General features: G+C 34.3%; 24 protein-coding genes. 11 read left to right on the forward strand and 13 right to left on the reverse strand.

Going from position 1 to position 24,213, the window contains the following annotated elements; all coding sequences use genetic code 11:
• Positions 1 to 139: 139 nt before the first annotated feature.
• From pyk to B6A10_RS01300, 5 genes are all read right to left on the reverse strand, one after another.
• Positions 140 to 1,573 carry a pyruvate kinase gene (gene pyk / locus B6A10_RS01280; RefSeq protein ID WP_055091324.1) on the reverse strand — a complete coding sequence of 478 codons (1,434 nt, stop codon included), beginning with the start codon at positions 1,571 to 1,573 and terminating at the stop codon, positions 140 to 142.
• 8 nt (positions 1,574 to 1,581) lie between these two features.
• Positions 1,582 to 2,070, reverse strand: coding sequence for an IPExxxVDY family protein (locus B6A10_RS01285; RefSeq protein ID WP_055091262.1), 489 nt, complete (start codon positions 2,068 to 2,070; stop codon positions 1,582 to 1,584).
• Positions 2,071 to 2,184: 114 nt separating this feature from the next.
• Positions 2,185 to 2,925, reverse strand: a complete 741-nt coding sequence (locus tag B6A10_RS01290) for a ribonuclease III family protein (RefSeq protein WP_026714809.1) — start codon at positions 2,923 to 2,925, stop codon at positions 2,185 to 2,187.
• Between the two features lie 9 nt (positions 2,926 to 2,934).
• Positions 2,935 to 4,188 (reverse strand): beta-ketoacyl-ACP synthase II, encoded by a 1,254-nt coding sequence (gene fabF, locus B6A10_RS01295; RefSeq protein ID WP_026714808.1) that lies wholly within the window; start codon positions 4,186 to 4,188, stop codon positions 2,935 to 2,937.
• Between the two features lie 174 nt (positions 4,189 to 4,362).
• Complete coding sequence (locus B6A10_RS01300; protein WP_007137004.1) at positions 4,363 to 4,599, reverse strand: acyl carrier protein; 237 nt, start codon at positions 4,597 to 4,599, stop codon at positions 4,363 to 4,365.
• Positions 4,600 to 4,775: 176 nt separating this feature from the next.
• Here B6A10_RS01300 and purN point away from each other — a divergent pair, with 176 nt between their 5' ends.
• From purN to B6A10_RS01325, 5 genes are all read left to right on the forward strand, one after another.
• The gene (purN, locus tag B6A10_RS01305; RefSeq protein WP_188219404.1) at positions 4,776 to 5,345 is read left to right on the forward strand and encodes a phosphoribosylglycinamide formyltransferase; all 570 of its coding nucleotides are present in this window, start codon (positions 4,776 to 4,778) and stop codon (positions 5,343 to 5,345) included.
• 2 nt (positions 5,346 to 5,347) lie between these two features.
• On the forward strand, positions 5,348 to 5,827 hold the full coding sequence (gene rnhA, locus B6A10_RS01310) for a ribonuclease HI (RefSeq protein ID WP_055091264.1): 480 nt from the start codon (positions 5,348 to 5,350) through the stop codon (positions 5,825 to 5,827).
• 19 nt (positions 5,828 to 5,846) lie between these two features.
• Complete coding sequence (locus B6A10_RS01315; protein WP_188219405.1) at positions 5,847 to 6,452, forward strand: START domain-containing protein; 606 nt, start codon at positions 5,847 to 5,849, stop codon at positions 6,450 to 6,452.
• A gap of 74 nt (positions 6,453 to 6,526) precedes the next feature.
• The gene (locus B6A10_RS01320) at positions 6,527 to 7,450 is read left to right on the forward strand and encodes a PfkB family carbohydrate kinase (RefSeq protein ID WP_188219406.1); all 924 of its coding nucleotides are present in this window, start codon (positions 6,527 to 6,529) and stop codon (positions 7,448 to 7,450) included.
• 87 nt (positions 7,451 to 7,537) lie between these two features.
• Complete coding sequence (locus tag B6A10_RS01325) at positions 7,538 to 9,436, forward strand: amidophosphoribosyltransferase (protein WP_188219407.1); 1,899 nt, start codon at positions 7,538 to 7,540, stop codon at positions 9,434 to 9,436.
• 345 nt (positions 9,437 to 9,781) lie between these two features.
• Here B6A10_RS01325 and B6A10_RS01330 read toward each other — a convergent pair whose 3' ends face one another.
• Together B6A10_RS01330 and B6A10_RS01335 are read right to left on the reverse strand one after the other, a co-directional pair.
• A complete protein-coding gene (locus tag B6A10_RS01330) occupies positions 9,782 to 10,390 on the reverse strand; it encodes a superoxide dismutase (RefSeq protein ID WP_055091267.1) in 609 nt (202 codons plus the stop codon).
• 185 nt (positions 10,391 to 10,575) lie between these two features.
• Positions 10,576 to 11,259: a ComF family protein gene (locus B6A10_RS01335; protein ID WP_188219408.1), complete on the reverse strand. Its 684-nt coding sequence runs from the start codon at positions 11,257 to 11,259 to the stop codon at positions 10,576 to 10,578.
• Between the two features lie 98 nt (positions 11,260 to 11,357).
• Here B6A10_RS01335 and B6A10_RS01340 point away from each other — a divergent pair, with 98 nt between their 5' ends.
• From B6A10_RS01340 to B6A10_RS01360, 5 genes are all read left to right on the forward strand, one after another.
• On the forward strand, positions 11,358 to 12,899 hold the full coding sequence (locus B6A10_RS01340) for a glycine--tRNA ligase (RefSeq protein ID WP_055091269.1): 1,542 nt from the start codon (positions 11,358 to 11,360) through the stop codon (positions 12,897 to 12,899).
• A 322-nt stretch (positions 12,900 to 13,221) separates the two neighbouring features.
• Complete coding sequence (locus B6A10_RS01345) at positions 13,222 to 14,043, forward strand: LytR/AlgR family response regulator transcription factor (protein ID WP_188219409.1); 822 nt, start codon at positions 13,222 to 13,224, stop codon at positions 14,041 to 14,043.
• A gap of 352 nt (positions 14,044 to 14,395) precedes the next feature.
• Positions 14,396 to 14,644: a hypothetical protein gene (locus tag B6A10_RS01350; protein WP_188219410.1), complete on the forward strand. Its 249-nt coding sequence runs from the start codon at positions 14,396 to 14,398 to the stop codon at positions 14,642 to 14,644.
• Between the two features lie 395 nt (positions 14,645 to 15,039).
• A complete protein-coding gene (locus tag B6A10_RS01355) occupies positions 15,040 to 16,785 on the forward strand; it encodes a tetratricopeptide repeat-containing sensor histidine kinase (RefSeq protein ID WP_238929349.1) in 1,746 nt (581 codons plus the stop codon).
• A 21-nt stretch (positions 16,786 to 16,806) separates the two neighbouring features.
• Complete coding sequence (locus tag B6A10_RS01360; protein WP_055091272.1) at positions 16,807 to 17,487, forward strand: response regulator; 681 nt, start codon at positions 16,807 to 16,809, stop codon at positions 17,485 to 17,487.
• Positions 17,488 to 17,570: 83 nt separating this feature from the next.
• On the opposite strand, the gene thiL is transcribed toward B6A10_RS01360, so the two are convergent.
• The 4 genes from thiL to lepA form a co-directional block, all read right to left on the reverse strand.
• Positions 17,571 to 18,617, reverse strand: coding sequence for a thiamine-phosphate kinase (thiL, locus tag B6A10_RS01365; RefSeq protein ID WP_055091326.1), 1,047 nt, complete (start codon positions 18,615 to 18,617; stop codon positions 17,571 to 17,573).
• A gap of 142 nt (positions 18,618 to 18,759) precedes the next feature.
• Entirely contained in the window at positions 18,760 to 19,068 is a 309-nt protein-coding gene (locus B6A10_RS01370) for a type II toxin-antitoxin system RelE/ParE family toxin (protein WP_055091273.1), read from the reverse strand.
• A gap of 3 nt (positions 19,069 to 19,071) precedes the next feature.
• Positions 19,072 to 19,293 (reverse strand): addiction module protein, encoded by a 222-nt coding sequence (locus tag B6A10_RS01375; protein ID WP_055091274.1) that lies wholly within the window; start codon positions 19,291 to 19,293, stop codon positions 19,072 to 19,074.
• Between the two features lie 183 nt (positions 19,294 to 19,476).
• Positions 19,477 to 21,273, reverse strand: coding sequence for a translation elongation factor 4 (gene lepA / locus B6A10_RS01380; RefSeq protein WP_055091275.1), 1,797 nt, complete (start codon positions 21,271 to 21,273; stop codon positions 19,477 to 19,479).
• A 280-nt stretch (positions 21,274 to 21,553) separates the two neighbouring features.
• Here lepA and dusB point away from each other — a divergent pair, with 280 nt between their 5' ends.
• Positions 21,554 to 22,546 (forward strand): tRNA dihydrouridine synthase DusB, encoded by a 993-nt coding sequence (gene dusB, locus B6A10_RS01385; protein WP_188219411.1) that lies wholly within the window; start codon positions 21,554 to 21,556, stop codon positions 22,544 to 22,546.
• A gap of 4 nt (positions 22,547 to 22,550) precedes the next feature.
• On the opposite strand, the gene B6A10_RS01390 is transcribed toward dusB, so the two are convergent.
• Positions 22,551 to 23,750 carry an ABC transporter permease gene (locus tag B6A10_RS01390; RefSeq protein ID WP_188219412.1) on the reverse strand — a complete coding sequence of 400 codons (1,200 nt, stop codon included), beginning with the start codon at positions 23,748 to 23,750 and terminating at the stop codon, positions 22,551 to 22,553.
• A gap of 4 nt (positions 23,751 to 23,754) precedes the next feature.
• Positions 23,755 to 24,147: a 30S ribosome-binding factor RbfA gene (gene rbfA, locus B6A10_RS01395; RefSeq protein WP_026714786.1), complete on the reverse strand. Its 393-nt coding sequence runs from the start codon at positions 24,145 to 24,147 to the stop codon at positions 23,755 to 23,757.
• Positions 24,148 to 24,213 lie beyond the last annotated feature (66 nt).

Here is a 24,213-nt window from a genome sequence, read left to right on the forward strand (position 1 = left end):
AATTCCTGAAGAATTATTTTGAAGATAAAACTTGTTGTTCGCTATTTAAAAATGAATTTAGTTTTGTTGAAAGTTTTTTGAATAAAAAAATCCGTCGCGATAAATCGGGACGGACTTAGTATTTAAGGAAAATAGTTTTTTAGCTAATTTCAGAAACTCTCAAAGTGTTAACCATTCCTCTTTCTTTAATAGGCATCGAAGCTAGGTTGATGATGTAGTCACCGGCTTGAACATGTCCGTTTTCTTTAGCAATATTATTGATTTCCGTTACAGTAGTATCGGTACTTTCTTCTTTATCATAGAAAAAAGTTCTAACACCCCATAGTAAGTTTAATTGCGTTAGGATTCTTTCGTTAGAAGTGAAAACTAAAATTTCAGCGGTGTTAGGTCTCCAGGCTGATAATTGAAATGCTGTGTAACCACTGTTAGTCATTGTAGAAATAGCTTTTGCCTCGATAGAGTTGGCCATAACTGCAGCATGACGACAAATAGTTTTAGTGATAAAACGTTTTGTTTTAATTTGTGGTGTATTTTGAGGAACCTGAATTAACGGAGAGTTTTCTACTGCTTCGCAAATCTGAGTCATTTTTTTAATTACCTGTACCGGGTAGTTTCCGGCAGCTGTTTCTCCCGAAAGCATTACTGCATCGGCACCATCCATAACCGAGTTAGCAACGTCATTAACTTCGGCACGAGTTGGAGTTAAACTACTAATCATCGTTTCCATCATTTGAGTAGCAACGATAACCGGAATTCTGGCTGTTTTAGCTCTGCGAATTAAGTCTTTTTGTACTAATGGAACTTCGTGAGCTGGTAATTCAACTCCAAGATCTCCACGAGCCACCATTAAACCGTCGCAATAAGCTACAATTTTGTCCATGTTTTCTAATGCTTCCGGCATTTCGATTTTGGCAATAATTGGAATTTTGTATTCAGAGTGTTCTGCGATTAAATCCTGAAGATCTTTCAAATCCTGTGGTGTTTTTACGAAAGAAAGAGCAATCCAGTCTACTTTTTGCTCAATAGCAAAAATAGCGTCAGCGATATCTTTTTCAGTCAAAGCCGGAAGAGATATTTTAGTATTTGGTAAGTTAACTCCTTTTTTAGATTTCAATTCGCCACCTTGGATTACTTTGGCAACTACTTCAGTTTTTTTATCTGTAGAAACGATTTCGAAAATTAATTTTCCATCGTCTAGTAAGATTCTTTCTCCCGGATTTACGTCGTTTGGAAAGTTTTGGTATTTCATGAAAACTCTTTCGGCAGTTCCTACAATGTCTTCGGCAGTAGTAAATGTGATCAAATCACCGTCGTTTACAACAACGCCGTCGTTCATTACTCCAACACGAAGTTTTGGTCCTTGTAAGTCTGCTAGAATGGCTGTGGTGTATCCAAATTCTTTGTTAAGTCCTCTGATGATTTCAATTCTGTTTTTTACATCATTGTAATCAGCATGAGAGAAATTGATTCTAAATACATTTACACCTGCTTCAACCATATCTTTTATGGTTTCTCTCGTGCTGCAAGCAGGCCCAAGAGTAGCCACAATTTTAGTTTTCTTGTTTGTAGTAATCATTTGCGTTAAAAAATTAGATTGTTTTTAGATTTTATTTGTTTTGTTTCAACAGTATAAACTGCTGTTATATTGTCTATTGTATTTAATATTGTTTTTATTGTGTTTACATCGATGCTGTCATCGGTGTTGTCTATTTTTAAAAAATAGTCGGCTTTTTTTAATTCGGGCAACAAATATGCTTTTGCTGATATGCCTTCTTCTGTGTTTGAAAATAAATCCTGAGCCTGAAAGTTATTGTCCGGTACAACTTCATTTTTGTTTTGAACCAAATTCCAGGACACAGTATTTTCTTCGTCATAAAAATAAAATCTCGAAAACATTGTTTCGCCTTCTTTGACATTTATATGAACTTCATCTTCGCTCTTGGCGAGATTTATGGGAAGTTTTTGATTGATAAAATATGCCAATCTATAATCGTCTAAAGATGTGTGAATTGCGATTAGATTATAGTCTATTTCGTCAAATTCATCAAGACTTAGTTTATGAACAGCCATCTTCTTTAAAAATAAAGATGTAAATATACTATTTCTCCCTAAGTTTAAGTGTTGAAAATACAAGGAATTCGTTAAATTTAAAACGAAAACGTTGTAGAGTGAAGAAAAACAGTCTTATTTTTTGTTCATTTTTTCCTGAAATGCAAAATAAGCGCGTTGGGAAGCTTTTTCTTCGGCTTTCTTTTTAGAAGTTGCACGTGCTTTTGCAACTACTTTTTCATCAATGCTTAATTTTACTCCAAATAAACGCTGACCATCTATGGCGTTATCTTCGTAAATGTCATAATGAAATTGTCTTTTTTCTTTTTGACACCATTCGATAATTAAACTTTTGTAGCTGATAACTTTTCCTTCCAGTCGGGGAATGTCAACATAAGGAGTAATTACTTTTTTTTGAATGAATTTTTCGCAGAAAAAATAGCCTTTGTCCAGATAAATAGCTCCAATGAGTGATTCAAAAATATTGCCGTGGATGTTTTCACCAAAATGTTGCACCGGTACTTTGCTGTCAACAAATCGTATCAGATCTAAATCTTTTCCCAATTCGTTAAGGTGTTCTCTGCTGACAATTTTTGAGCGCATTTTAGTTAAATAGCCTTCGTCTCCGTGTGGTACTTCGTTAAATAAATGCGCTGCAATTACTGAGCTTAACATGGCATCGCCAAGAAATTCCAAGCGTTCATAGCTAACAGGGTTTCCTGTTGCATCGGTTTTTCCGGAGGAGCGATGTGTAAAGGCTTTTTGGTAATGACTCAGTTTTCCAGGGGGAAATCCCAGTATTTTTTGGATGGCATCAAAAAAAATCCCGTCTTCTTGAGAACGGGATTTTTTGAATATTTTTTTGAATATACTCATAGTATCAAATTAGAATCCTAATTTTTTCACTAATACACAAGCATTATGACCTCCAAAACCAAAAGTATTGCTCATAACCACATTCATTTCTCTCTTTTGAGCTGTATTGAAAGTGAAGTTTAATTTTGGGTCAATAGTTTCATCATCTGTAAAATGATTAATTGTCGGAGGAACAATTCCGTGTTTTAAAGACAGAATAGAAGCAATTGTTTCAATAGCTCCGGCAGCTCCTAACAAGTGACCAGTCATAGATTTTGTAGAATTTAGGTTCATGGTGTAAGCATGTTCTCCAAAAACTTGTAAAATAGCTTTTGATTCAGCCTGATCTCCAAGTGGAGTTGAAGTTCCGTGCATGTTAACACCGTCAACGTCAGTTGGTTTTAAACCGGCATCTCTCAGGCAGTTTAGCATTACATTTTTGGCACCTAACCCTTCCGGATGAGGAGCTGTAATGTGGTGCGCATCAGCAGACATACCGCCTCCGCCTATTTCACAATAGATTTTAGCGCCACGTGCAATTGCATGCTCGTATTCTTCTAAGATTAATGCTCCGGCACCTTCGCCTAAAACAAAACCATCTCTGTCTTTGTCCATCGGTCTTGAAGCTGTTTCAGGGGCGTCATTTCTTGTAGATAATGCGTGCAAAGCGTTAAAACCTCCCATTCCTGCAATAGTTACTGCTGCTTCTGAACCTCCGGTTACCATTACGTCAGCATGACCTAAGCGGATATAGTTGAATGCGTCAATAATAGCGTTTGTGGAAGAAGCACAAGCAGAAACAGTTCCAAAGTTAGGTCCTCTAAAGCCGTATTTGATGGAAATATGCCCGCAAGCAATATCGCCAATCATTTTAGGGATGAAGAAAGGGTTGAATTTTGGTGTCCCGTCACCAGCGGCATAGTTTAGCATTTCTATTTGAAAGGTTTCTAAACCTCCGATACCTGAACCCCAAATAACTCCTGCTCTGTCAACATCAATTTTGTCTAAATCGAAATTGGCATCTTCCATCGCTTCAGTTGCAGAAACTACTGCATATTGTGTAAAGCGATCCATTTTTCTGGCTTCCTTGCGATCAATAAAATTTTCAACATTGAAGTTTTTTAATTCACAAGCAAACTGTGTTTTGAATTTTGACGCGTCAAAATAAGTGATTGGTGCAGCTCCGCTAACTCCGTTAATAAGACTATTCCAATACTCCTCAACAGTATTACCTATTGGGGTAAGCGCTCCTAAACCTGTTACAACTACTCGCCTTAATTCCATACATTTAAATTTTGTTATGTATTAACAAATAAACCCACTCTCTTTACTGTATAATTATAAAGTAGTGGGTGATTTAGATTGTGTGTATCTTTTTTGATTGAAATTCAATCTGTAATTCTCAATTGAAAAAATAATAACACCCATACCTAAAATTCAGATATGGGTGAATATTTATTATTTTTTAGCTTCTTCGATGTAAGAAATAGCTTGACCAACAGTAGCAATGTTTTCAGCTTGATCGTCTGGAATTTGAATATCGAATTCTTTTTCGAATTCCATAATAAGCTCAACAGTGTCTAATGAGTCAGCTCCTAAATCATTAGTGAAGCTTGCTTCTGTTACAACTTCGTTTTCGTCAACGCCTAATTTGTCTACGATAATCGCTTTTACTCTTGATGCAATGTCTGACATAATCTTTAATTTTAGAATTTAATTTTGTGGCAAAAATAAAAAACTTTATTTTAAAACAACTATTAAGTTGATAAATGTGACATCTAAAATAAAAAATAATTTTAAACAAAGAGATATCAAAGCTATTTAATTTCGTTTTTTATTCTTTTTTTTGTGTGACTTAAATGAGATGAAATATGAAAAAAATTGTTGTTTTTGCTTCTGGATCTGGGACAAATGCCGAAAATATTATTAAATATTTTCAAGGAACGGCTCTTGCCGAAGTAGTAAGTGTTTTTACTAATAATGCAAATGCAAAAGTGATTGACAGGGCAAAAAATAATAATGTTCCTTGCGTGATTTTTACAAAATCAGAATTAAACGAAAGTGAATTATTACAAAAAATAAATGATATTCAACCTGATTTGATAGTTTTGGCTGGTTTTCTATTAAAATTTCCTGATGCTATCATCGAAGCTTATCCGGATAAGGTTATTAATATTCATCCTGCTTTGTTGCCAAAATATGGCGGAAAAGGAATGTATGGAATGCATGTGCATAAGGCAGTTGTAGAAAACAGAGAGAAAGAAACGGGGATTACCATTCATTATGTAAATGAACATTATGATGAAGGTGCTATTATTTTTCAAAAACAGGTAACGGTTTTAGGAACAGATTCGCCTGAGGTAGTGGCTGAAAAAATTCATGAATTGGAACAAAAGTATTTTCCGGGAGTTGTCGCTGATTTGTTAAAGGCTAAATCGTAAAATTGGAATATCAGGTACATATATATACTGATGGCGCTGCAAAAGGGAATCCCGGCCCCGGAGGTTATGGTGTGATTATGGAATTGGTGGGGACATCTCATAAAAAAGAGTTTTATGAGGGGTTTCGTTATACTACAAATAATAGAATGGAATTGTTGGCGGTAATCGTAGGGTTGGAAAAATTAAAAAATCCGAATATGAAAGTGCTGGTTGTTTCAGATTCTAAGTATGTAGTGGATTCTGTGGTTAAGAAATGGGTTTTAGGTTGGGAAAAAAAAGCTTTTGCAGGAAGAAAAAATGCCGATTTGTGGCAGCGCTTTTTAAAAGTGTATCGCAAACATCAGGTGGATTTTAAATGGATTAAAGGACATAATAGTCACCCTCAAAATGAACGTTGTGATGAGCTGGCTGTTTTTGCTTCCAATCAAAAGAGTTTGTCAATTGATGCTTTTTATGAAAATGAAGACGGAAAATTGATTTGATTTTTTATAAATTCACAAGATGACTAAATTCTTTTTTATTTTCATTTTTATGTTCTCTGGTTTTGCTTTTCAGCAAAGGTCATGGGAGTTAGCTATTGATAAAGAAGGGGTAAAGGTTTATACCCGAAAAACCGATTCGGTTGCAATAAAAGAATATAAGGTAACCATGCAGGTTAAGTCGCCAGTTGATACGGTGCTGAAAAAAATTCTGGATATAAAAAATCTTAAAAACTGGAGTTACAGGATAGCGGAGTCGGATTTGGTAAAAAAAATAAACGACTCTGTTTGGATTTTTTATATTCATAATGATATTGAATGGCCTGTAAAAGACCGGGATCATGTTTCGAAAGTTCAGCTTCAAAAAAGAAAGGAGGATTATGTTGTTTTGCTTACGCCTTATAATAATTATGTGAAGGAGAAAAAAGATGTGGTTCGATTAACAAAATTCAAAGGGATTTGGACTTTGAAAAAATTGGATGCTAATCATACTCAGGTTACACAGCAGTTGTATGGTGATCCCGAATCTAATATTCCGGCTTTTTTTATTAATATGATGATAGCTAAAGCACCGTTTTATACTTTTAGAAATATGAAGAGTCAGCTGGAAGTAAAAGCTGCTAAGTAATAAACTGAGCTTAAAACTTTGCAACTTTGCAAGAGATAAATTATCTTTGCAGCTTAAATTTCGAAATTCATAAAATGAATAAATTATTGATTGTTGGAACTGTTGCTTTCGACGCAATTGAAACCCCATTCGGAAAAACCGATAAGATATTAGGTGGAGCGGGAACTTATATTGGACTTTCGGCAGCTTTTTTCAACCTGCAATCAGCTATCGTCTCTGTTGTTGGAGATGATTTTCCTCAAGAATATATTGATTTACTGACAGATAGAAAGATTGATATTTCCGGTCTTGAAGTAGTACAAGGAGGTAAAACTTTCTTTTGGAGCGGTCGTTATCATAACGATTTGAATTCAAGAGATACTTTGGATACGCAATTAAATGTTTTGGCCGATTTTCAGCCAAAAGTTCCTCAAAATTTTAAAAATGCCGATGTGGTGATGCTTGGGAACCTGCATCCGTTAGTGCAAAGTGGTGTTTTGGATCAGTTAGAGAGCAAGCCTAAATTAGTAGTTTTGGATACTATGAATTTTTGGATGGATTGTGCTTTACCTGAATTGCTGGACGTTATTAAGCGTGTAGATGTTATTACTATTAATGATGAAGAAGCCAGACAACTTTCGGGAGAATATTCTTTAGTGAAAGCTGCGGCTAAAATTCAGGCGATGGGTCCGGAATATGTGGTGATAAAAAAAGGAGAGCACGGAGCATTGTTGTTTCATGAAAACAATGTGTTTTTTGCGCCGGCATTACCATTAGAAGAAGTTTTTGATCCAACAGGGGCAGGAGATACTTTTGCGGGAGGTTTCGCCGGATTTATTACTCAAAGTGAAAATGTTTCTTTTGAGAATATGAAAAATGCAATTATTTATGGTTCCAATTTAGCTTCCTTTTGCGTGGAAAAATTTGGAACAGAACGAATGCTTAGTTTAGATAAAGAAGAAGTTGTGTCGCGATTAAAACAATTTAAATCATTGACACAATTTGATATAGAATTATAATGCTTTGAAGCCTCGGAAACGGGGCTTTTTTAATTAGTATTGTTTTTAATAGTTTAGTAAAAAACTCACACTACAAATAAATTTACAATGAGCGACGCTTTAAAACATGAATGTGGAATAGCTTTAGTTAGACTGCTTAAACCGCTTGAATATTACAAAGAAAAGTATGGTTCTGCCTTTTATGGGATACAAAAAATGTATCTGATGATGGAGAAACAGCACAATCGTGGGCAGGATGGAGCCGGATTTGCAAGTATCAAACTGGATGTGGAGCCGGGAGAGAGATATATTAGCCGAGTTCGTTCTAATCAGGCTCAGCCAATTCAAGATGTGTTTACTCAGATTAATGAAAGAATTAATGAAGAGTTGACTGCTAATCCGGAATATGCCGATGATGTGGCGGCGCAAAAAAAGAATATTCCTTATATAGGAGAATTGTTCTTGGGGCATGTGCGTTATGGAACTTTTGGTAAAAACAGTATTGAAAGTGTGCATCCGTTTTTAAGACAAAGTAACTGGATGCATCGTAACCTTATTTTGGCGGGTAACTTTAACATGACAAATGTTAAAGAGTTATTTCAAAATTTGGTTGAATTAGGACAACATCCAAAAGAAATGGCTGATACCGTTACTGTAATGGAAAAAATTGGTCACTTCTTAGATAAAGAAGTAATGCAGTTGTACCAGGATTGTAAAGCGGAAGGTTATTCAAAACAAGAGGCTTCTCCGGTAATTGCAGAAAGACTGGATGTGGCTAAAATTTTGGCGCGTTCGGCTAAAAATCTGGATGGAGGTTATGCTATGGCTGGTTTGTTAGGTCATGGTGATGCTTTTGTGTTTAGAGATCCGGCTGGAATTCGTCCGGCTTATTTTTATCAGGATGATGAAATTGTAGTGGTAGCTTCAGAAAGACCGGTTATTCAAACAGTTTTTAATGTCCCATTTGATGAAGTTAAAGAAATTGATCCGGGAAGTGCTTTGATTATCAAGAAAAACGGAGCGGTTTCAATGAAAGAAATTTTGACCCCAACGGTTAAAAAAGCTTGTTCTTTTGAGCGAATTTATTTCTCCAGAGGAAGTGATGCTGAAATTTATCAGGAAAGAAAAGATTTAGGAAAATTAATCCTGCCGGCAGTTTTGAAAGCTATTGATCAGGATACAGATAACACGGTATTTTCTTATATTCCAAATACAGCTGAAACTTCTTTCTTTGGATTGGTTGAAGCAGCTCAGGATTTCTTAAATCAAAGAAAAAACAATTACATCTTAGAAAATAGAAATACATTAACGGCAGAAACTTTAAAGGAATTATTAGAAGTTAAAATTCGTACCGAAAAAGTTGCGATTAAAGATGCTAAATTAAGAACGTTTATTACAGCGGATGATAGTCGTGATGATTTGGTTGCTCACGTTTATGATGTAACTTATGGTGTGATTAAGCCGGAAGATAATCTGGTGATTATTGATGATAGTATTGTAAGAGGAACTACGCTTAAAAAGAGTATCATCAAAATGATGGATCGTTTGAATCCAAAGCGAATTGTGATTGTTTCTTCTGCACCGCAAATTCGTTATCCGGATTGTTACGGGATTGATATGGCTAAGTTAGAAGGTTTGGTCGCTTTTAGGGCTGCTTTAGAGCTTTTGAAAGAAAGAAATCTATATCATATTGTGGATGAAGTTTATGCAAAATGTAAATCACAGGAAGACTTTAAAGATGTGGATGTGGTGAACTATGTGACGGCTATTTATGAACCGTTTACCGATCAGGAAATTTCAGATAAAATTGCTGTGATGTTAAGCTCTCCGGAGATTAAAGCAGAGGTTAAAATTATTTTCCAAACAGTAGAAGATTTACATGTAGCTTGTCCAAAAAATTTAGGTGACTGGTACTTTACGGGAGATTATCCTACGCCGGGAGGAAACCGTGTGGTGAACCGCGCTTTCATGAATTTTTATGAAGGTAAAGATGCTAGGGCATATTAATCGATAAATCACGTTATTTATCGGTTTTTTGTGTCGTTTATCCTGAATATTTGTTATTAAGTTATATCTGAGATAAATTTGTCATACCATAATATTAGTAGGTTAAGTTTATGGTAGATTTGGGGCAAAAAAGGTGGAAGCAATTCCACCTTTTTTATTGGATTAAAATTGAGTAAAGTAAATAGAGTAAAAGACGAGCGAAATATATATTTGGCTCGTCTTTTTTATTAGAATAAAGTTCTAAAAAGATAAAATCAACTTTGGAATAAAAACAAAAAAAATAGACAAATAACTTTTCAGTCATTTGTCTATTCTCTATTTTCTGTATTCTTTTATCTAAAAATACTATTTTTCTGAAGCGTATCTTCTGGCTACTTCAGTCCAGTTAATTACATTGAAGAAAGCTTCGATATAATCTGGTCTTCTGTTTTGGTAGTTTAAGTAGTAAGCGTGTTCCCAAACGTCCATTCCTAAGATTGGAGTTCCACCACATCCAACACCTGGCATTAATGGGTTGTCTTGGTTTGGAGTTCCACAAACGTCTAATTTTCCATCTTTTTGTACACATAACCAAGCCCATCCTGAACCAAACTGTGTTGCTCCTGCTTTGGCAAATTTAGCTTTGAATTCTTCAAAAGATCCAAAAGCAGCTTCGATAGCAGCTAATAATTCTCCTGTTGGTTGTCCTCCTCCGTTTGGAGACATTACAGTCCAGAAAAGATTGTGATTGTAAAAACCTCCACCATTATTACGAACAGCAGCATTAGACATATCAAGGTTAATTAATATGTTTTCAATTGTTTTACCTTCCATATCAGTACCGGCAATGGCAGCGTTAAGGTTAGTAGTGTAAGCATTATGATGTTTTGTATGGTGGATTTCCATTGTACGTGCATCAATATGTGGTTCTAGTGCGTCGTACGCATAAGGTAATTGAGGTAATTCAAAAGCCATGATATTTTTTGTTTAAGATTTATAAATAATTTATCCAAAATTAAACATTTAAGTTTGGAATTGGAAATACTTGTTCGTTAAATAAATGATATAATCTGTTTTTTTGTTATTTTTTATGAGAAAAAATCAATTGCTTTTTAGGATTTTAATCTCTTTTTTTGTTGGTTTTCAATGTTTTGTTTTTGTTAAGATTGTGCCATAGCCATACAAATAATGCTGATTTTAGCTCCGGGTATTTTTAATAAAGCACGACTGCAGGCTTCGAGTGTGGCTCCGGTTGTGATTACATCATCGATTAGGATAAAGTGTTTGTTGTGGTCTTTTTCGGTGAAATGAACATCAAAAATAGATTCGATATTTTGAGAACGATCTAAAAGGTTTTTTTGAGATTGTGTTTTCGAATAGACTTTTCGAAATAAAATGCCGTCGTTGTATTTTAGTTGTAATTTTCCTGAGAGTGATTTTCCAAAATTAGTAACCTGATTATAGCCTCTTTCTTTGAATTTTTTTGGGTGCAAAGGAACGGGTATAATTTCGTCGGCACTTAAGGCTTGTATGGTAGTTTCTAAATCTTCGGTGTACCATTGACCTAAAACATCTCCTATTTCCTGTTGCCCTTTGTATTTTAGATGATGAATAAGGTTTTGTACGATTCCTTTTTTGTGAAAATATAAAAAAGCCGAAGCATGTTCAAGCGGAATTCGACCATAAAATTTCTGATAAGCTTCGTTTTCTTTTAATAAATGATGATTGGTAAGCGGGATATTATGACGGCAAATGCTGCAAATTACTTTTTCGTTAGTTAAAAGAATTGCTTCGCAACCCGGACAAATTTTAGGAAAAAAAAGATTTAGGATGCTGTTAAACATGTTAGAAGCTTTATTTGTTCTAAAATTATAAAAATCAAGGGTTCAAACTTTAATTATTTTCTTTTTTTTAAATACACTTTTTATATTTTTGCACCACTATGGCAAAACAAGAAGATATATTTAAGAATGTAGTTTCGCACGCAAAAGAGTACGGGTTTATTTTTCCGTCCAGCGAAGTTTACGATGGTTTAAGTGCAGTTTATGATTATGCACAAAACGGAGTGGAGTTAAAAAAGAACATCCGCGAATATTGGTGGAAAGCAATGGTTCAGATGAATGAAAATATTGTAGGGCTTGACGCTGCAATATTAATGCATCCAACTACCTGGAAAGCTTCCGGCCACGTAGATGCTTTTAATGATCCGTTAATTGATAATAAAGATTCGAAAAAAAGATACCGCGCTGATGTTTTGATTGAAGATTATGCTGAAAAGTTAAATCAAAAAGCAATCAAAGAAATTGAAAAAGCCCGTGTTCGTTTTGGTGATGCTTTCAACGAGGAGGAATTTGTTTCTACAAATGCCCGTGTGAAAGAATATAAAGCTAAAGAAAGAGAAATTTTGGAAAGAATGGCTCGCTCTTTAGGGAATGAGGATTTGGCTGATGTAAAAGCTTTGATCGAAGAATTAGAAATTGCCTGTCCTGAGTCAGGTTCCAGAAACTGGACTGAAGTAAAACAGTTTAACCTGATGTTTGGAACCAAATTAGGTGCTTCGGCCGATAATGCAATGGATTTGTATTTGCGTCCGGAAACCGCTCAGGGGATTTTTGTAAACTTTTTAAATGTTCAAAAATCTGGTAGAATGAAAGTTCCTTTCGGAATTGCTCAAACAGGGAAGGCGTTCAGAAATGAGATTGTAGCAAGACAATTTATTTTCCGTATGCGTGAGTTTGAACAAATGGAGATGCAGTTTTTTGTTCGTCCGGGAGAGGAAATGAAGTGGTATGAGCACTGGAAAGAAACGCGTTTAAAATGGCATTTGTCTTTAGGTCTTGGAAAAGAAAATTACCGTTACCATGATCACGAAAAATTAGCGCATTATGCTAATGCTGCGGCTGATATTGAATTTAATTTCCCTTTTGGATTTAAAGAATTAGAAGGAATTCATTCGCGTACTGATTTTGATTTAAAAGCGCATGAACAATATTCTGGTAGAAAATTGCAATATTTTGATCCTGAGCTAAATGAAAACTACGTTCCTTATGTAGTAGAAACTTCGGTAGGTTTGGACAGAATGTTCCTAGCTGTTTTTGCAACTTCTTTACAGGAAGAAACATTAGAAGATGGTTCGTCAAGAACGGTGTTGAAATTGCCGGCGGTTTTGGCGCCTACAAAAGCGGCAGTTTTGCCATTGGTAAAAAAAGATGGTTTGCCTGAAATTGCACATCAAATTATTGCCGATTTAAAATGGAACTTTAATGTGGCTTATGATGAGAAAGATGCGGTAGGACGTCGCTACAGAAGACAGGATGCTTTAGGAACTCCGTTTTGTATTACAGTAGATCATCAAACAATTGAAGATCAAACAGTAACTATTCGTCATAGAGATACGATGAAACAGGATCGTGTTAAAATTTCTGAGTTGGCAGGAATTATCGAAAATGAAGTTTCGATGAAAAATTGGTTAATGAAGATGTAATTTTTTTATACAATTTTGATGAAAGCTCTCCTTTTTGGAGGGCTTTTTTCGTTTTTGAAATGAAATAATTGTAAAATTATGAAGATTAAAATAAAATAGAATTGCTCTTGGTCGGATTTATTTACTCTTTATCAACTAGTATCGGTACTTTATCGATTTCTCAGGCTATTTAATGTGAAAAATAAGTTAAATGTTTATTTTTAGCTAGTTGAAAGTTGTTGTTTTTTCTAAAACCAATTTTTGATTTAGTTCCCAAAACTACCTACATAATTATACTTTAAACTAATGTTGTGCGATCTAATTATATTAGAAAGTGCCTCAAATGAATTATTCGTACGTTATTATTGATGACAGTCCTGAAAGTGTCATGGAAACCAAAGCAGTAGCTGAAGGTTTTTCTGAACTTACTTTTGTCGGCTCTGCTAATAACTACGAAGAAGGTTTGAATTTGATTTTAGAGCACAATCCTCAACTGGTTTTTCTTGAAATTGATCCTAAAAATAAGAAAAGCAACCTTTCCTTAGCATTGATTAACGAATTGTATCGTTATTTAAATGTAATTCCGAAAATAATAATTACTACTTCTAAAAAGGATTTTGCTTTCGAAGCCATTCAGTATCAGGTTACTGATTATTTACTCAAACCTTTGGCGCGGATTGATTTTGTAAAGTTGGTCTTAAAGCTAAAAAAAGCTACTGGAGTTTCGGAAAAAGTGGTTGAGACAGAAAGTTTAAAAGAGGAAGAAGATCCCAAAACCAGTTTTGTAGCCGAGCATGAGACACCAACAGTTACTGAGCCGCTTATTCTGTGTATTAAGTCCTATGGAGATTATAGATATATTGATACCAGAGATATTTGTTATTTGCAGGCTGATAATAATTCAACGGATATTCATTTAAGTACGGGCGAAACCGTTACGGCTTTTAAAACGTTGAAACATTTTGAAAATGTTTTGTCCTTTCCTTTTGTTCGAATTCACAACAGTTATATTGTAAATAGTAATTTGATTTCCCGAATTCATACCGGAAATGCAGTGTGTTATATCAAAAATTCTGCTGCCAAAATTCCTTTCTCCAAATCATATAAGGCAAACATTGATCTTATTATTTCTGAAATTTCAAACGGAAATTATTTAGAAATTTAAAAAAGTACATTCTGTAGCTTTATTGTAATAGTCTTTAATTTCCAGAATTTATACTGGAAATTCAGTATGCTATTAAGAATTCTAATGCTAAAATTTCATTCTGTAAATCGTGTAAAGCAAATAATAGCTCTCGGTTGTTTCTGAAATTTCAAATGGAAATTACCTGAAAATTTAAAAAACGGTCGTTTACCCAGATTTGAGGTTCATTCACTCATAAACGGGGTTATTCTACCATAAACGCCTGAAAACAGGCATGAAATAAGGGTTGTCTATGTAATTTTACTTCAAGAAAAACGCTCAAGCGCTTTCGATTAATAAGTAAAAAAATATTAAAACATAAAAAACCCAAGTCATGAAAAAATCAATCGTAACAATCGGATTATTCTCTTTAATGTTAGTTTTAACTTCTTTCACAGCTTCAACTTCTATTGATGGAGGAAGTAGAACAATCAAAACTGATAATGTTGTTAATATCGATGGAGGAAGTAGAACTATTAAAACAGATAATATAGCTAATATCGATGGAGGTAGCAGAACTATTAAAACAGATAATATAGCTAATATCGATGGAGGTAGCAGAACAATCAAAACTGATAATTAAATACTCTATCCTAAAATATTAGAGGCTGTCAAATTTGACAGCCTTTTTTTATGCTGTTAACTTTAAATTAGTATTTTTGACGAAATTGAAATTTACTTTTGAAGACAATTGGAGTTAAATTAATCTTTTGGTTGGTATTATTTGTTTTTTTTTGTTGCAATCAAAAGAAAACAGATAATAAGTCTATTCAAGTAACAAATGACAGTCTTTTAGTTTATTTTTCTTTAGCTAATGATTTTAATCTTCCGAAACAAAAAAGACTTGATTATGTTAGTAAGGCTAATGAAATAGTCATTCATCAGGAAAATGATTCTTTAAATAGGGTAAATCTCTTTAAAATTGCTAACAGGTATTATAATCTTAATAATTGGAAAGAATATAGTAAGACAGTCAATTTGATTTTAGAAAAATCACAAGAGGTTAAAGATACTTTAAGTTTGGCGAAAGCATATGGTTATCTCGGTGATTATTACCTCCAAAAGTCTATAGCAGATTCGGCCTTTTTAAATTATTACAAGGCTGAAAAGATGTATGATAAATTAAGTGTAAAATCTGAATTAGCCAGAACACTCATAAATAAAGCTGATTTATTATTTAAAGTTGGAGATTTTGTTAGTAGTGAAAAAGAGGTCTTTAAGGTTTTACGAACGATTAAGGGTGATAGAAATAATGATGTAGTTAATGAGGTAAATTATGATGCTTATAATATTTTAGGGAAAGTATATAATGGAATGGGAGAGTATGAAAATTCTATCTTATATCATAATAAAGCGTTGAAAACGCTCGATAAAATGCAAATAATAGGAAAGAGTCAAACAATGGCCATTTCATACTTAAATTTAGGGTTAGTTTATGTGAATTTGAAAAATTTTGCGGTAGCAAAAGATTATTTTATTAAAGGAATAGAGCAACAAAAGATAGATAACCAGGATTTAAATATAGAGGCTTTTTTATTAGATAATTTGGGGTATGCTAAGTTTAAACTAGAAGAGAAAAGAGATCTTCCTAATTTATTTTATCAATCATTAAAAATATGGGATAGTTTGAAATTAGCTTCTGGAGTTTTTGTTAGTAAAATGCATTTGTCTGAGTATTATAGTTCTAGGGAAGATACAGCAAAAGCTTTACAATTTTCTAAAGAAGCACTTTCTCTCGCAAGGAGTACTAATGTTCCTCGTGATGTGATGAGAGCTTTGAATCAAATTTCAGTTTTAGATCCGAAAAATGCTTCTGCTTACACAAAAGAGTATATCCGAATCAATGAAGAGTTGCAGAGAGAAGAACGAAAAATAGGCGAAAAATTTTCTCGTATAGAATATGAAACGGATCAGATAAAAGGTGAAAATTCGGATTTAGAAGCTAAAAATAGACGATTGGTTTATTTTTTCTCCGGGATTGCAATTTTAGGAATGTTTATCTACATCATTAAATCACAAAAGGCGAAGAATAGAGAGCTTTTGTATAAACAACAGCAACAGAAAGCTAATGAGGATATTTATAACCTGATGATTTCCCAGCAAAATACTATTGAAGCTAACAGGGTTCAGGAAAAAAAACGTGTGGCGCAGGAATTACACGACGGTGTTTTGGGTAGAATGTTTGGGGTGAGAATGAACTTGGAAGGTTTGAATCCCTTTAATGATGATTTGGCGGTTAGTCAGCGAAATGATTATCTGGCTGAATTGAAAAATATCGAACAGGATATTCGTGAAATTTCACATGATTTGAACAGGGAAAAATCAGAATTAATTAATAACTTCGTTGCTATTGTAGACAATCTTTTTGAGGAACAAAGGAAGACGTTTTCAGCAAAATTATTTTCGAGTATCGATTCTACTATTAGATGGGATTTAGCAGTCAATTCGGTAAAAATTAATTTGTACCGTATTATTCAGGAGTCTTTGCAGAATATTAATAAATACGCAAAAGCAACTACTGTTAAAGTTGATTTGAAAAAACAGGAAAATAGTATTCTGTTAACCATTACTGATGATGGAATTGGTTTTAATGTAAATCTTAAAAAGAAAGGCATTGGGTTGCAAAATATGATTTCGCGTTCTAAAGAGTGTAATGGAACTTTTAATGTAAAATCAGAAGTTGGTAAAGGAACCACAATTACGGTTAGTATTCCCTTAGAATAATATTAATATTTGATAAAGCAAATGACAACTGAAACTAAGCTCAAGAAAAACATTTTGATTGTTGATGATCATCCGTTTATTATTCAGGGGTACAAAAATGCCATTACAAGATATAATCCAAATGCTTATGAGTTTGTAATTGCTGAAGCAAAAGACTGTCAGTCGGCTTTTGATTTAATTACTAATCCTGATACAGCTGTTTTTGATATTGCTTTTTTGGATATAAGTATGCCTTCCTATGAGGAAAAAGAACTGTATTCCGGAGAAGATTTGGCTAAATTAATTTTGCAATACATGCCTGATTGCAAGATTGTAATGTTAACGATGTTTACGGAGTTTTTAAAGTTAAAAACTTTGATAAATAATGTTAGTCCCAGAGGTTTAGTGATAAAAAATGATTTGACTTTTGACGAATTGTTAATTGCTTTTGATAAGGTTATTAATGACGAAATATATTATAGTAAATCTATTTTGGAAATGTTAAGCTCGCATGATAATTCGATTGAAATAGATTTATTTGATAAACAGATTTTGTTTCATTTGTCCAAAGGAACCAAAATACAAGATATTCCCCAGTTTGTACCAATTTCTCTAAATGCCATTGAATCCAGAAAGGCAAATCTAAAAGAGTTATTCGAAGTAGTTGATGGAGAAGATAGCGATTTGGTGAGAGCTGCTAAAAATAAAGGCTTGATTTTCTAAAAATACCGTAAAAATTAAAAACGCAAATTCAGAATAAATATCCTGAATTTGCGTTTTTTTTTATTGTAATAGTTTGGTGTGATTTATTCGCTGAGTGCGTTCCAGCCTCTTGCTTTCAAAGGGATTTTGGTATTGGCACGGGTTACAAGATGAATGCCTTCACTTTCTTCAGTCATGTGTCCAATGATAGAAAAATTTGGATTCCCTTTTATTTTGTCAAAATCTTCAATAGGAATCGTAAACAGTAACTCGTAATCTTCACCTCCATTGATGGCAACAGTGGTACTGTCAATATTGAATTCTTCGCAAACATTGATAAATTGAGGATCCAGTGGTAATTTATCTTCGTATAAATTACAGCCAACATTGGATTGTTTGCACAAATGAATAATTTCCGAAGATAATCCATCCGAAATATCAATCATAGCTGTAGGTTTGATTTCCAAAGCATGTAATAAAGTGCGAACATCCTTTCGGGCTTCCGGCTTTAATTGACGTTCAATTAAATAGGTATATAATTCTAAGTCAGGTTGCGAATTTGGATTTACCTGAAAGACCTGTTTTTCTCTTTCTAAAACCTGTAATCCCATATAAGCGGCACCAATATCTCCAGTTACTACCAATAAATTTGTTGGTTTTGCCCCATTGCGATAAACAATTTCTTCTTCATCTGCTTCGCCTAACACGGTGATGCTAATAATTAATCCTTTTTGGGAAGAAGTGGTGTCTCCACCAATCACATCTACTTTGTATTCAGTGGCTGCCAAAGTTATTCCCTCATATAATTCTTCTAAAGCTTCCAAAGTAAAACGGTTAGAAACTGCAATAGAAACTGTGATTTGTGTTGCTTTGGCGTTCATAGCGCAAATATCAGAAACATTGGTCACAACTGCTTTGTATCCCAAATGTTTCAAAGGCATATAAGCTAAGTCAAAATGAACACCTTCTACCATAATATCGGTAGAAACTACTACTTTTTTGTCTTTAAAGTCCAAAACTGCGGCATCATCACCAATACCTTTTAAAGTAGAAGCTTGATTTATTTCAAAATGTTTGGTAAGATGTTCAATCAATCCAAATTCGCCCAATTGAGCAATGCTTGTACGTTGTGGGTTTTTATCTTCAATCATATTATTGCGAGGAACGAAGCAATCTCCGTTCATTTATTTATAATTTAAAGTGGCAAAGATACAAAGTTTTTAAGCCATAGTTTAAATGTAATTTTTGATTTTTGGAAACAAAAAAACCTGACAATTTTCATCGTCAGGTTGATTATTTTTTAAGATTTGTTTTCCAAATTTCAGGATTTCTTGAAGTATGAAAAATTGCGAAAACAGTTACTGTTTTGTTTTCTTCGTTTATTTCATAATGAATGAGAAAAGGAAATTTTTCTATTTTTCGGCAACGGATAGAATTGTATTTAATAGAAAACAAATATGGATCTTTTTTTAAAGCATTGATTTGTTTTTTAGTTTGGTTTTTGTAGCGTAAACCCAAACCTTTTGATTGCAACTCGTACCATTCAAAAGTTCTCTGAATATCATTGAACGCATCAATGTCTATTTTTAAATGATAACTCAAGAGTTATAATGTTTTAGAAACTTTGTCCCAGTCTAAAAGTCTTTCGGGATTTGTTTTTGCTTTAGCCATTCTGTCTAAAACTATCTTTTGATGTTCAACAGGAATTTCAATGTCTTCATTCCAAATGGCATCATTCACTTTCAAACGATCTTTTGGAGAAAGCTGTTTTACCGCTTCAATCAGTTGATTGACACTTAAATCGATATTTAATTTTATAGTTTCCATAGTAACAAAGTTAATGAAAATAGTTTATTGTTTTTAGCTTTGAATTTTCTGAAAGATTGAATCATTTCGTAAATACTGAAAGCGATAAATATTTTTCCATTTTAAATAGATTACTTTCAATAAAAACAAAAAAACCTGATAATTTTCATCATCAGGTTTTCAATTATTCAATCTTAAAATCTTTTAATCATTTAATTTAAGTACAGCCATAAATGCCTCTTGTGGAATTTCTACGTTTCCTACCTGGCGCATACGTTTTTTACCTTTTTTCTGTTTTTCCAATAACTTACGTTTACGCGAAATATCTCCTCCATAACATTTTGCCGTAACGTCTTTACGCAAAGCTTTAATGGTTTCACGAGCAATAATTTTTGCTCCAATAGAAGCTTGAATTGGAATTTCAAACTGTTGTCTCGGGATTAACTCACGCAATTTTTCACACATTTTTTTACCAATAGTATAGGCGTTGTCAGCGTGAATAAGAGCAGAAAGAGCATCTAGTTGATTAGCATTTAATAAAATATCCATTTTAACTAATTTGGATTCTCTCATTCCTATTGGGTGGTAATCAAACGAAGCATAACCTTTAGAAACCGTTTTTAATCTGTCGTAAAAATCAAATACAATTTCAGCTAGAGGCATATCAAAATTCAATTCCACACGCTCCGTTGTTAAATACGTTTGATTAGTAATCAAGCCTCGTTTTTCGATACACAAACTCATTACGTTACCCACGAAATCTGCTTTAGTAATAATAGTTGCTTTGATGTATGGTTCTTCTACACGATCCAATTTTGTAGCATCTGGTAAATCACTTGGGTTGTTTACGATAATTGGAGTGTCTGGTTCTTTTTTCGTATATGCCAAATACGAAACGTTAGGAACTGTGGTAATCACAGTCATGTTGAACTCACGCTCCAAACGCTCCTGAATAATTTCCATATGTAACATTCCTAAGAATCCACAACGGAAACCAAATCCTAAAGCAGCAGAACTTTCAGCAGAAAAAACTAATGAAGCATCATTCAATTGTAGCTTTTCCATCGAAGCACGTAAATCTTCAAAATCTTCGGTGTCCACCGGATAAATTCCGGCAAATACCATTGGTTTTACATCTTCAAAACCCGTAATCATATTGCTGGTAGGAGTTTTAGCGTCGGTAATAGTATCACCCACTTTTACTTCCTTAGCTTCTTTAATTCCCGAAATCAAATAACCTACATCACCTGTAGAAATTTTATTTTTCGGAACCTGATTTAATTTTAAAGTACCTACTTCATCGGCAAAATATTCATTTCCAGTAGCCATGAATTTGATTTTCTGACCTTTGGTAATTTCACCGTTTACCACTCTAAAGATAACTTCGATACCACGGAAAGGATTATAATGTGAATCGAAAATCAAAGCTTGTAAAGGTTCCTCTTTGTTTCCAGATGGAGCAGGAATTTTTTCAATAATTGCAGCCAGGATGTTTTCAACTCCAAAACCGGTTTTACCCGAAGCGTGAATAATATCTTCTAAGTCGCATCCCAATAAATCAATAATATCGTCACTTACTTCCTCCGGATTAGCACTTGGTAAATCGACTTTGTTTAAGACCGGGATAATTTCCAAATCGTTGTCCAAAGCCAAATATAAGTTCGAAATAGTTTGCGCCTGAATACTCTGAGCAGCATCTACTATCAACAAAGCACCTTCGCAGGCAGCAATAGAACGAGAAACTTCATAAGAGAAATCCACGTGTCCCGGAGTATCAATAAGGTTCAGAATATATTCTTCTCCCTTGTATTTGTATTCCATTTGAATAGCGTGACTCTTAATGGTAATTCCACGTTCACGCTCAAGATCCATGTTGTCCAAAAGCTGTGCTTTTTCTTCACGAGCCGTAACGGTTTGCGTAGCTGCTAATAATCGGTCAGCCAACGTACTTTTCCCGTGGTCAATATGTGCAATAATGCAAAAATTTCTAATGTGCTTCATTTCTTCTTTGTATCAATTTTTTGTCTTGCCTGTTTTGGGCGTTCTCCTACGGGGCGGGCTTTCCGCTCTATCTTTTATTCCATTTCATTCCATAAAAGGATGCCGCTACACTCCCTAACGCAATCCCGAAAAAACAAGACAATTAATCTGCAAATATACGCTAAATTCGATAGCTTCAAAGCGTATAATTAGTAAACTAATTGCTTAAGTGATAAGTCTTTCCTAATTCTTCTTTTATCGTTTCGTTTAAAAAACGTAATTTTGCAGCAAATTTGAGAAGATGATTAAGATTGGCAACATAGAATTACCTGATTTTCCACTATTATTAGCGCCTATGGAGGACGTGAGCGATCCGCCATTTCGTCGTTTGTGTAAAATGCATGGTGCCGATATGATGTATTCTGAATTTATTTCTTCGGAAGGTTTGATTCGTGATGCTATTAAAAGCCGAATGAAGCTGGATATTTTTGATTACGAACGCCCGGTAGGAATCCAAATTTTTGGTGGTGATGAAGAAGCTATGGCGCTTTCGTCCAAAATTGTAACCACAGTAAATCCCGATTTGATTGATATCAACTTTGGTTGTCCTGTAAAAAAAGTAGTTTGTAAAGGTGCTGGAGCCGGTGTTTTGAAAGATGTGGATTTGATGGTGCGTTTGACAAAAGCCGTGATTGATAGTACCAATCTTCCGGTTACAGTAAAAACCCGTTTGGGTTGGGATGATAATTCCATAAATATCGATGAGGTTGCCGAGCGTTTGCAGGATATTGGAGTGGCTGCTTTGAGTATTCATGCCCGAACCCGAGCTCAGATGTACAAAGGACATTCCGATTGGTCGCACATAGCGAGAGTGAAAAATAATCCACGAATAACCATGCCTATCTTTGGGAATGGTGATATTGATTCGCCTGAAAAAGCTTTAGAATACAAAAACAAATACGGCGTTGACGGCATTATGATTGGTCGTGCTGCTATTGGTTATCCATGGATTTTTAACGAAATCAAACACTTTGTAAAAACAGGAGAACATTTGGCAAAACCTACTGTTGTCGACAGAGTTGAAGCAGTACGCAATCACTTGACTTGGGCGATGGACTGGAAAGGCGAACGATTAGGAATTGTAGAAACCCGTCCGCATTATACCAATTATTTTAAAGGCATTCATTCGTTTAAAACTTTTAAACAAAAATTAGTTACGCTGGATCATCCGGAAGAATTGTTTGCGGTTTTAGATGAAATCAATGAGGCTTATTCGAATTACGAAGTGGTGTAGTTTTTTAATCTAATAATTTTTCACTTACTCGGCTACTCGCAATTAGTGAAGCAACAAATCCCAGTGTGGTAATGGTTGCCATGACGATTACAACATTTTCCATCGAAAAAACAACAGGATAGGGAAGCGTTGGAGTAATCATAATCCACTCAAAATGTTGCTGTAAAAGCACAATAATAATTCCCAGAGCAAGACCGATTAGTCCGCCAAAAACGCTTAGTAAAGTCCCTTGAAGCAAAAATATTTTTCGCAGACTTTTAATTTCTGTTCCCAGATTAAAAAGGGTTTTTAAATTTCCTTTTTTGTCCAGAATCATCATAATCAGAGCTCCAATGAGGTTAAAAAGTGCCACAATAATAACCAAAGTAAAAATCAAATACACCGCGATATTCTCGGTGTTCAACATTTTATATAAGGATTCGTTGAGCTGTGCGCGGTTTTTTACGGTGATTTTTCCGTTAAAAATGCTCTTTAATTCTTTGATAATCGTATTTTCATCGGAGTTAGGTTTTTCTTTGAGTTCAATTCCGGAAACCTGATTGGATTTGTATTCCAATAATTCCTGAGCCAATCCTAAGTCGGCAAAAACATATTTGGAGTCCAAATCTTCATTTATGGCATAAATCCCAATTGGGAAAATTTCCGATGAATTGAAGGCGTCTTCGGCGCTTTCAATGTTTCCTTTTCCGGCTTTTGGAACTAAAACTTCCAGATGGTTATTGAAATCCATTAAGCCTAAAGAGAGTTTTTGCACAAAACCAAAACCTACAACTACCTGATAAGTATTTTTTTCAAGCCATTGACCGTTGTAAAGTATTTTGTTAACGTTGTTAACTTTGCTGTAATTGGAGTCAACGCCTTTTAGGTAAGTGACCTCCTGTTTGTTGTTGAAAGTGAATAAAACGCGTTCTTCAATAATTTTGGAAAAAGCCGTAACACCTTCAATTTTTTTGATTTTGTTCTCTTGTTCGGGAGTGACTAAAAAAGATTTACCAAGTGTACTCGATATTTTTAAGTCGGGGTCAATGTTGTTGCTAAATGAAAGACTAAAAACTTTTAGTCCGCTAAAAACCGATAAAACCACAAACAAAGCCATCGCGCCCACAATAATTCCCATGCTCGCAATACGATTGATGATATTGATGGCATTGTTTTTGCTGTTGCTGCGAATGTAACGTTTGGCTATGTAAAGCGGAAAATTCAAATGCTTAAAATTGTTTTCTTCGGTCTAATAAATCTCTGTTTTCAATTGGATTTTCTTTGTTTTTCAAAGCATTGTCAATTTTTTCAATATAATCCAAAGAGTCATCGATAAAGAAAACTAAATTAGGAACACGGCGTAGTTGTTTGCGAACACGTTGCGCTAAATCGTGTTTAATCAAAGGAGTATTTGATTTTATTCCTTCCAAAGTTTCCTGAGCTTTTTCCTGTGGAAAAATACTCAAATATACGGTTGCTACAGATAAATCGCTGGTTACAGAAACTTTGGATACCGAAATAACCAAATTACTAACACCGTTTTTTCTCACTTCACCTTGCAGAATATCCACCAAATCTTTTTGAATAACTCCGCCTATTTTTTTCTGTCTGTTTGTTTCCATAGTGCAAAAATACTACTTTTAAGCATTCAACGAACAATTTTATAATTTCTGATTTTTTCGGGCTTT

This window comes from Flavobacterium pokkalii, from assembly GCF_014596575.1.
Classification (GTDB): domain Bacteria; phylum Bacteroidota; class Bacteroidia; order Flavobacteriales; family Flavobacteriaceae; genus Flavobacterium; species Flavobacterium pokkalii.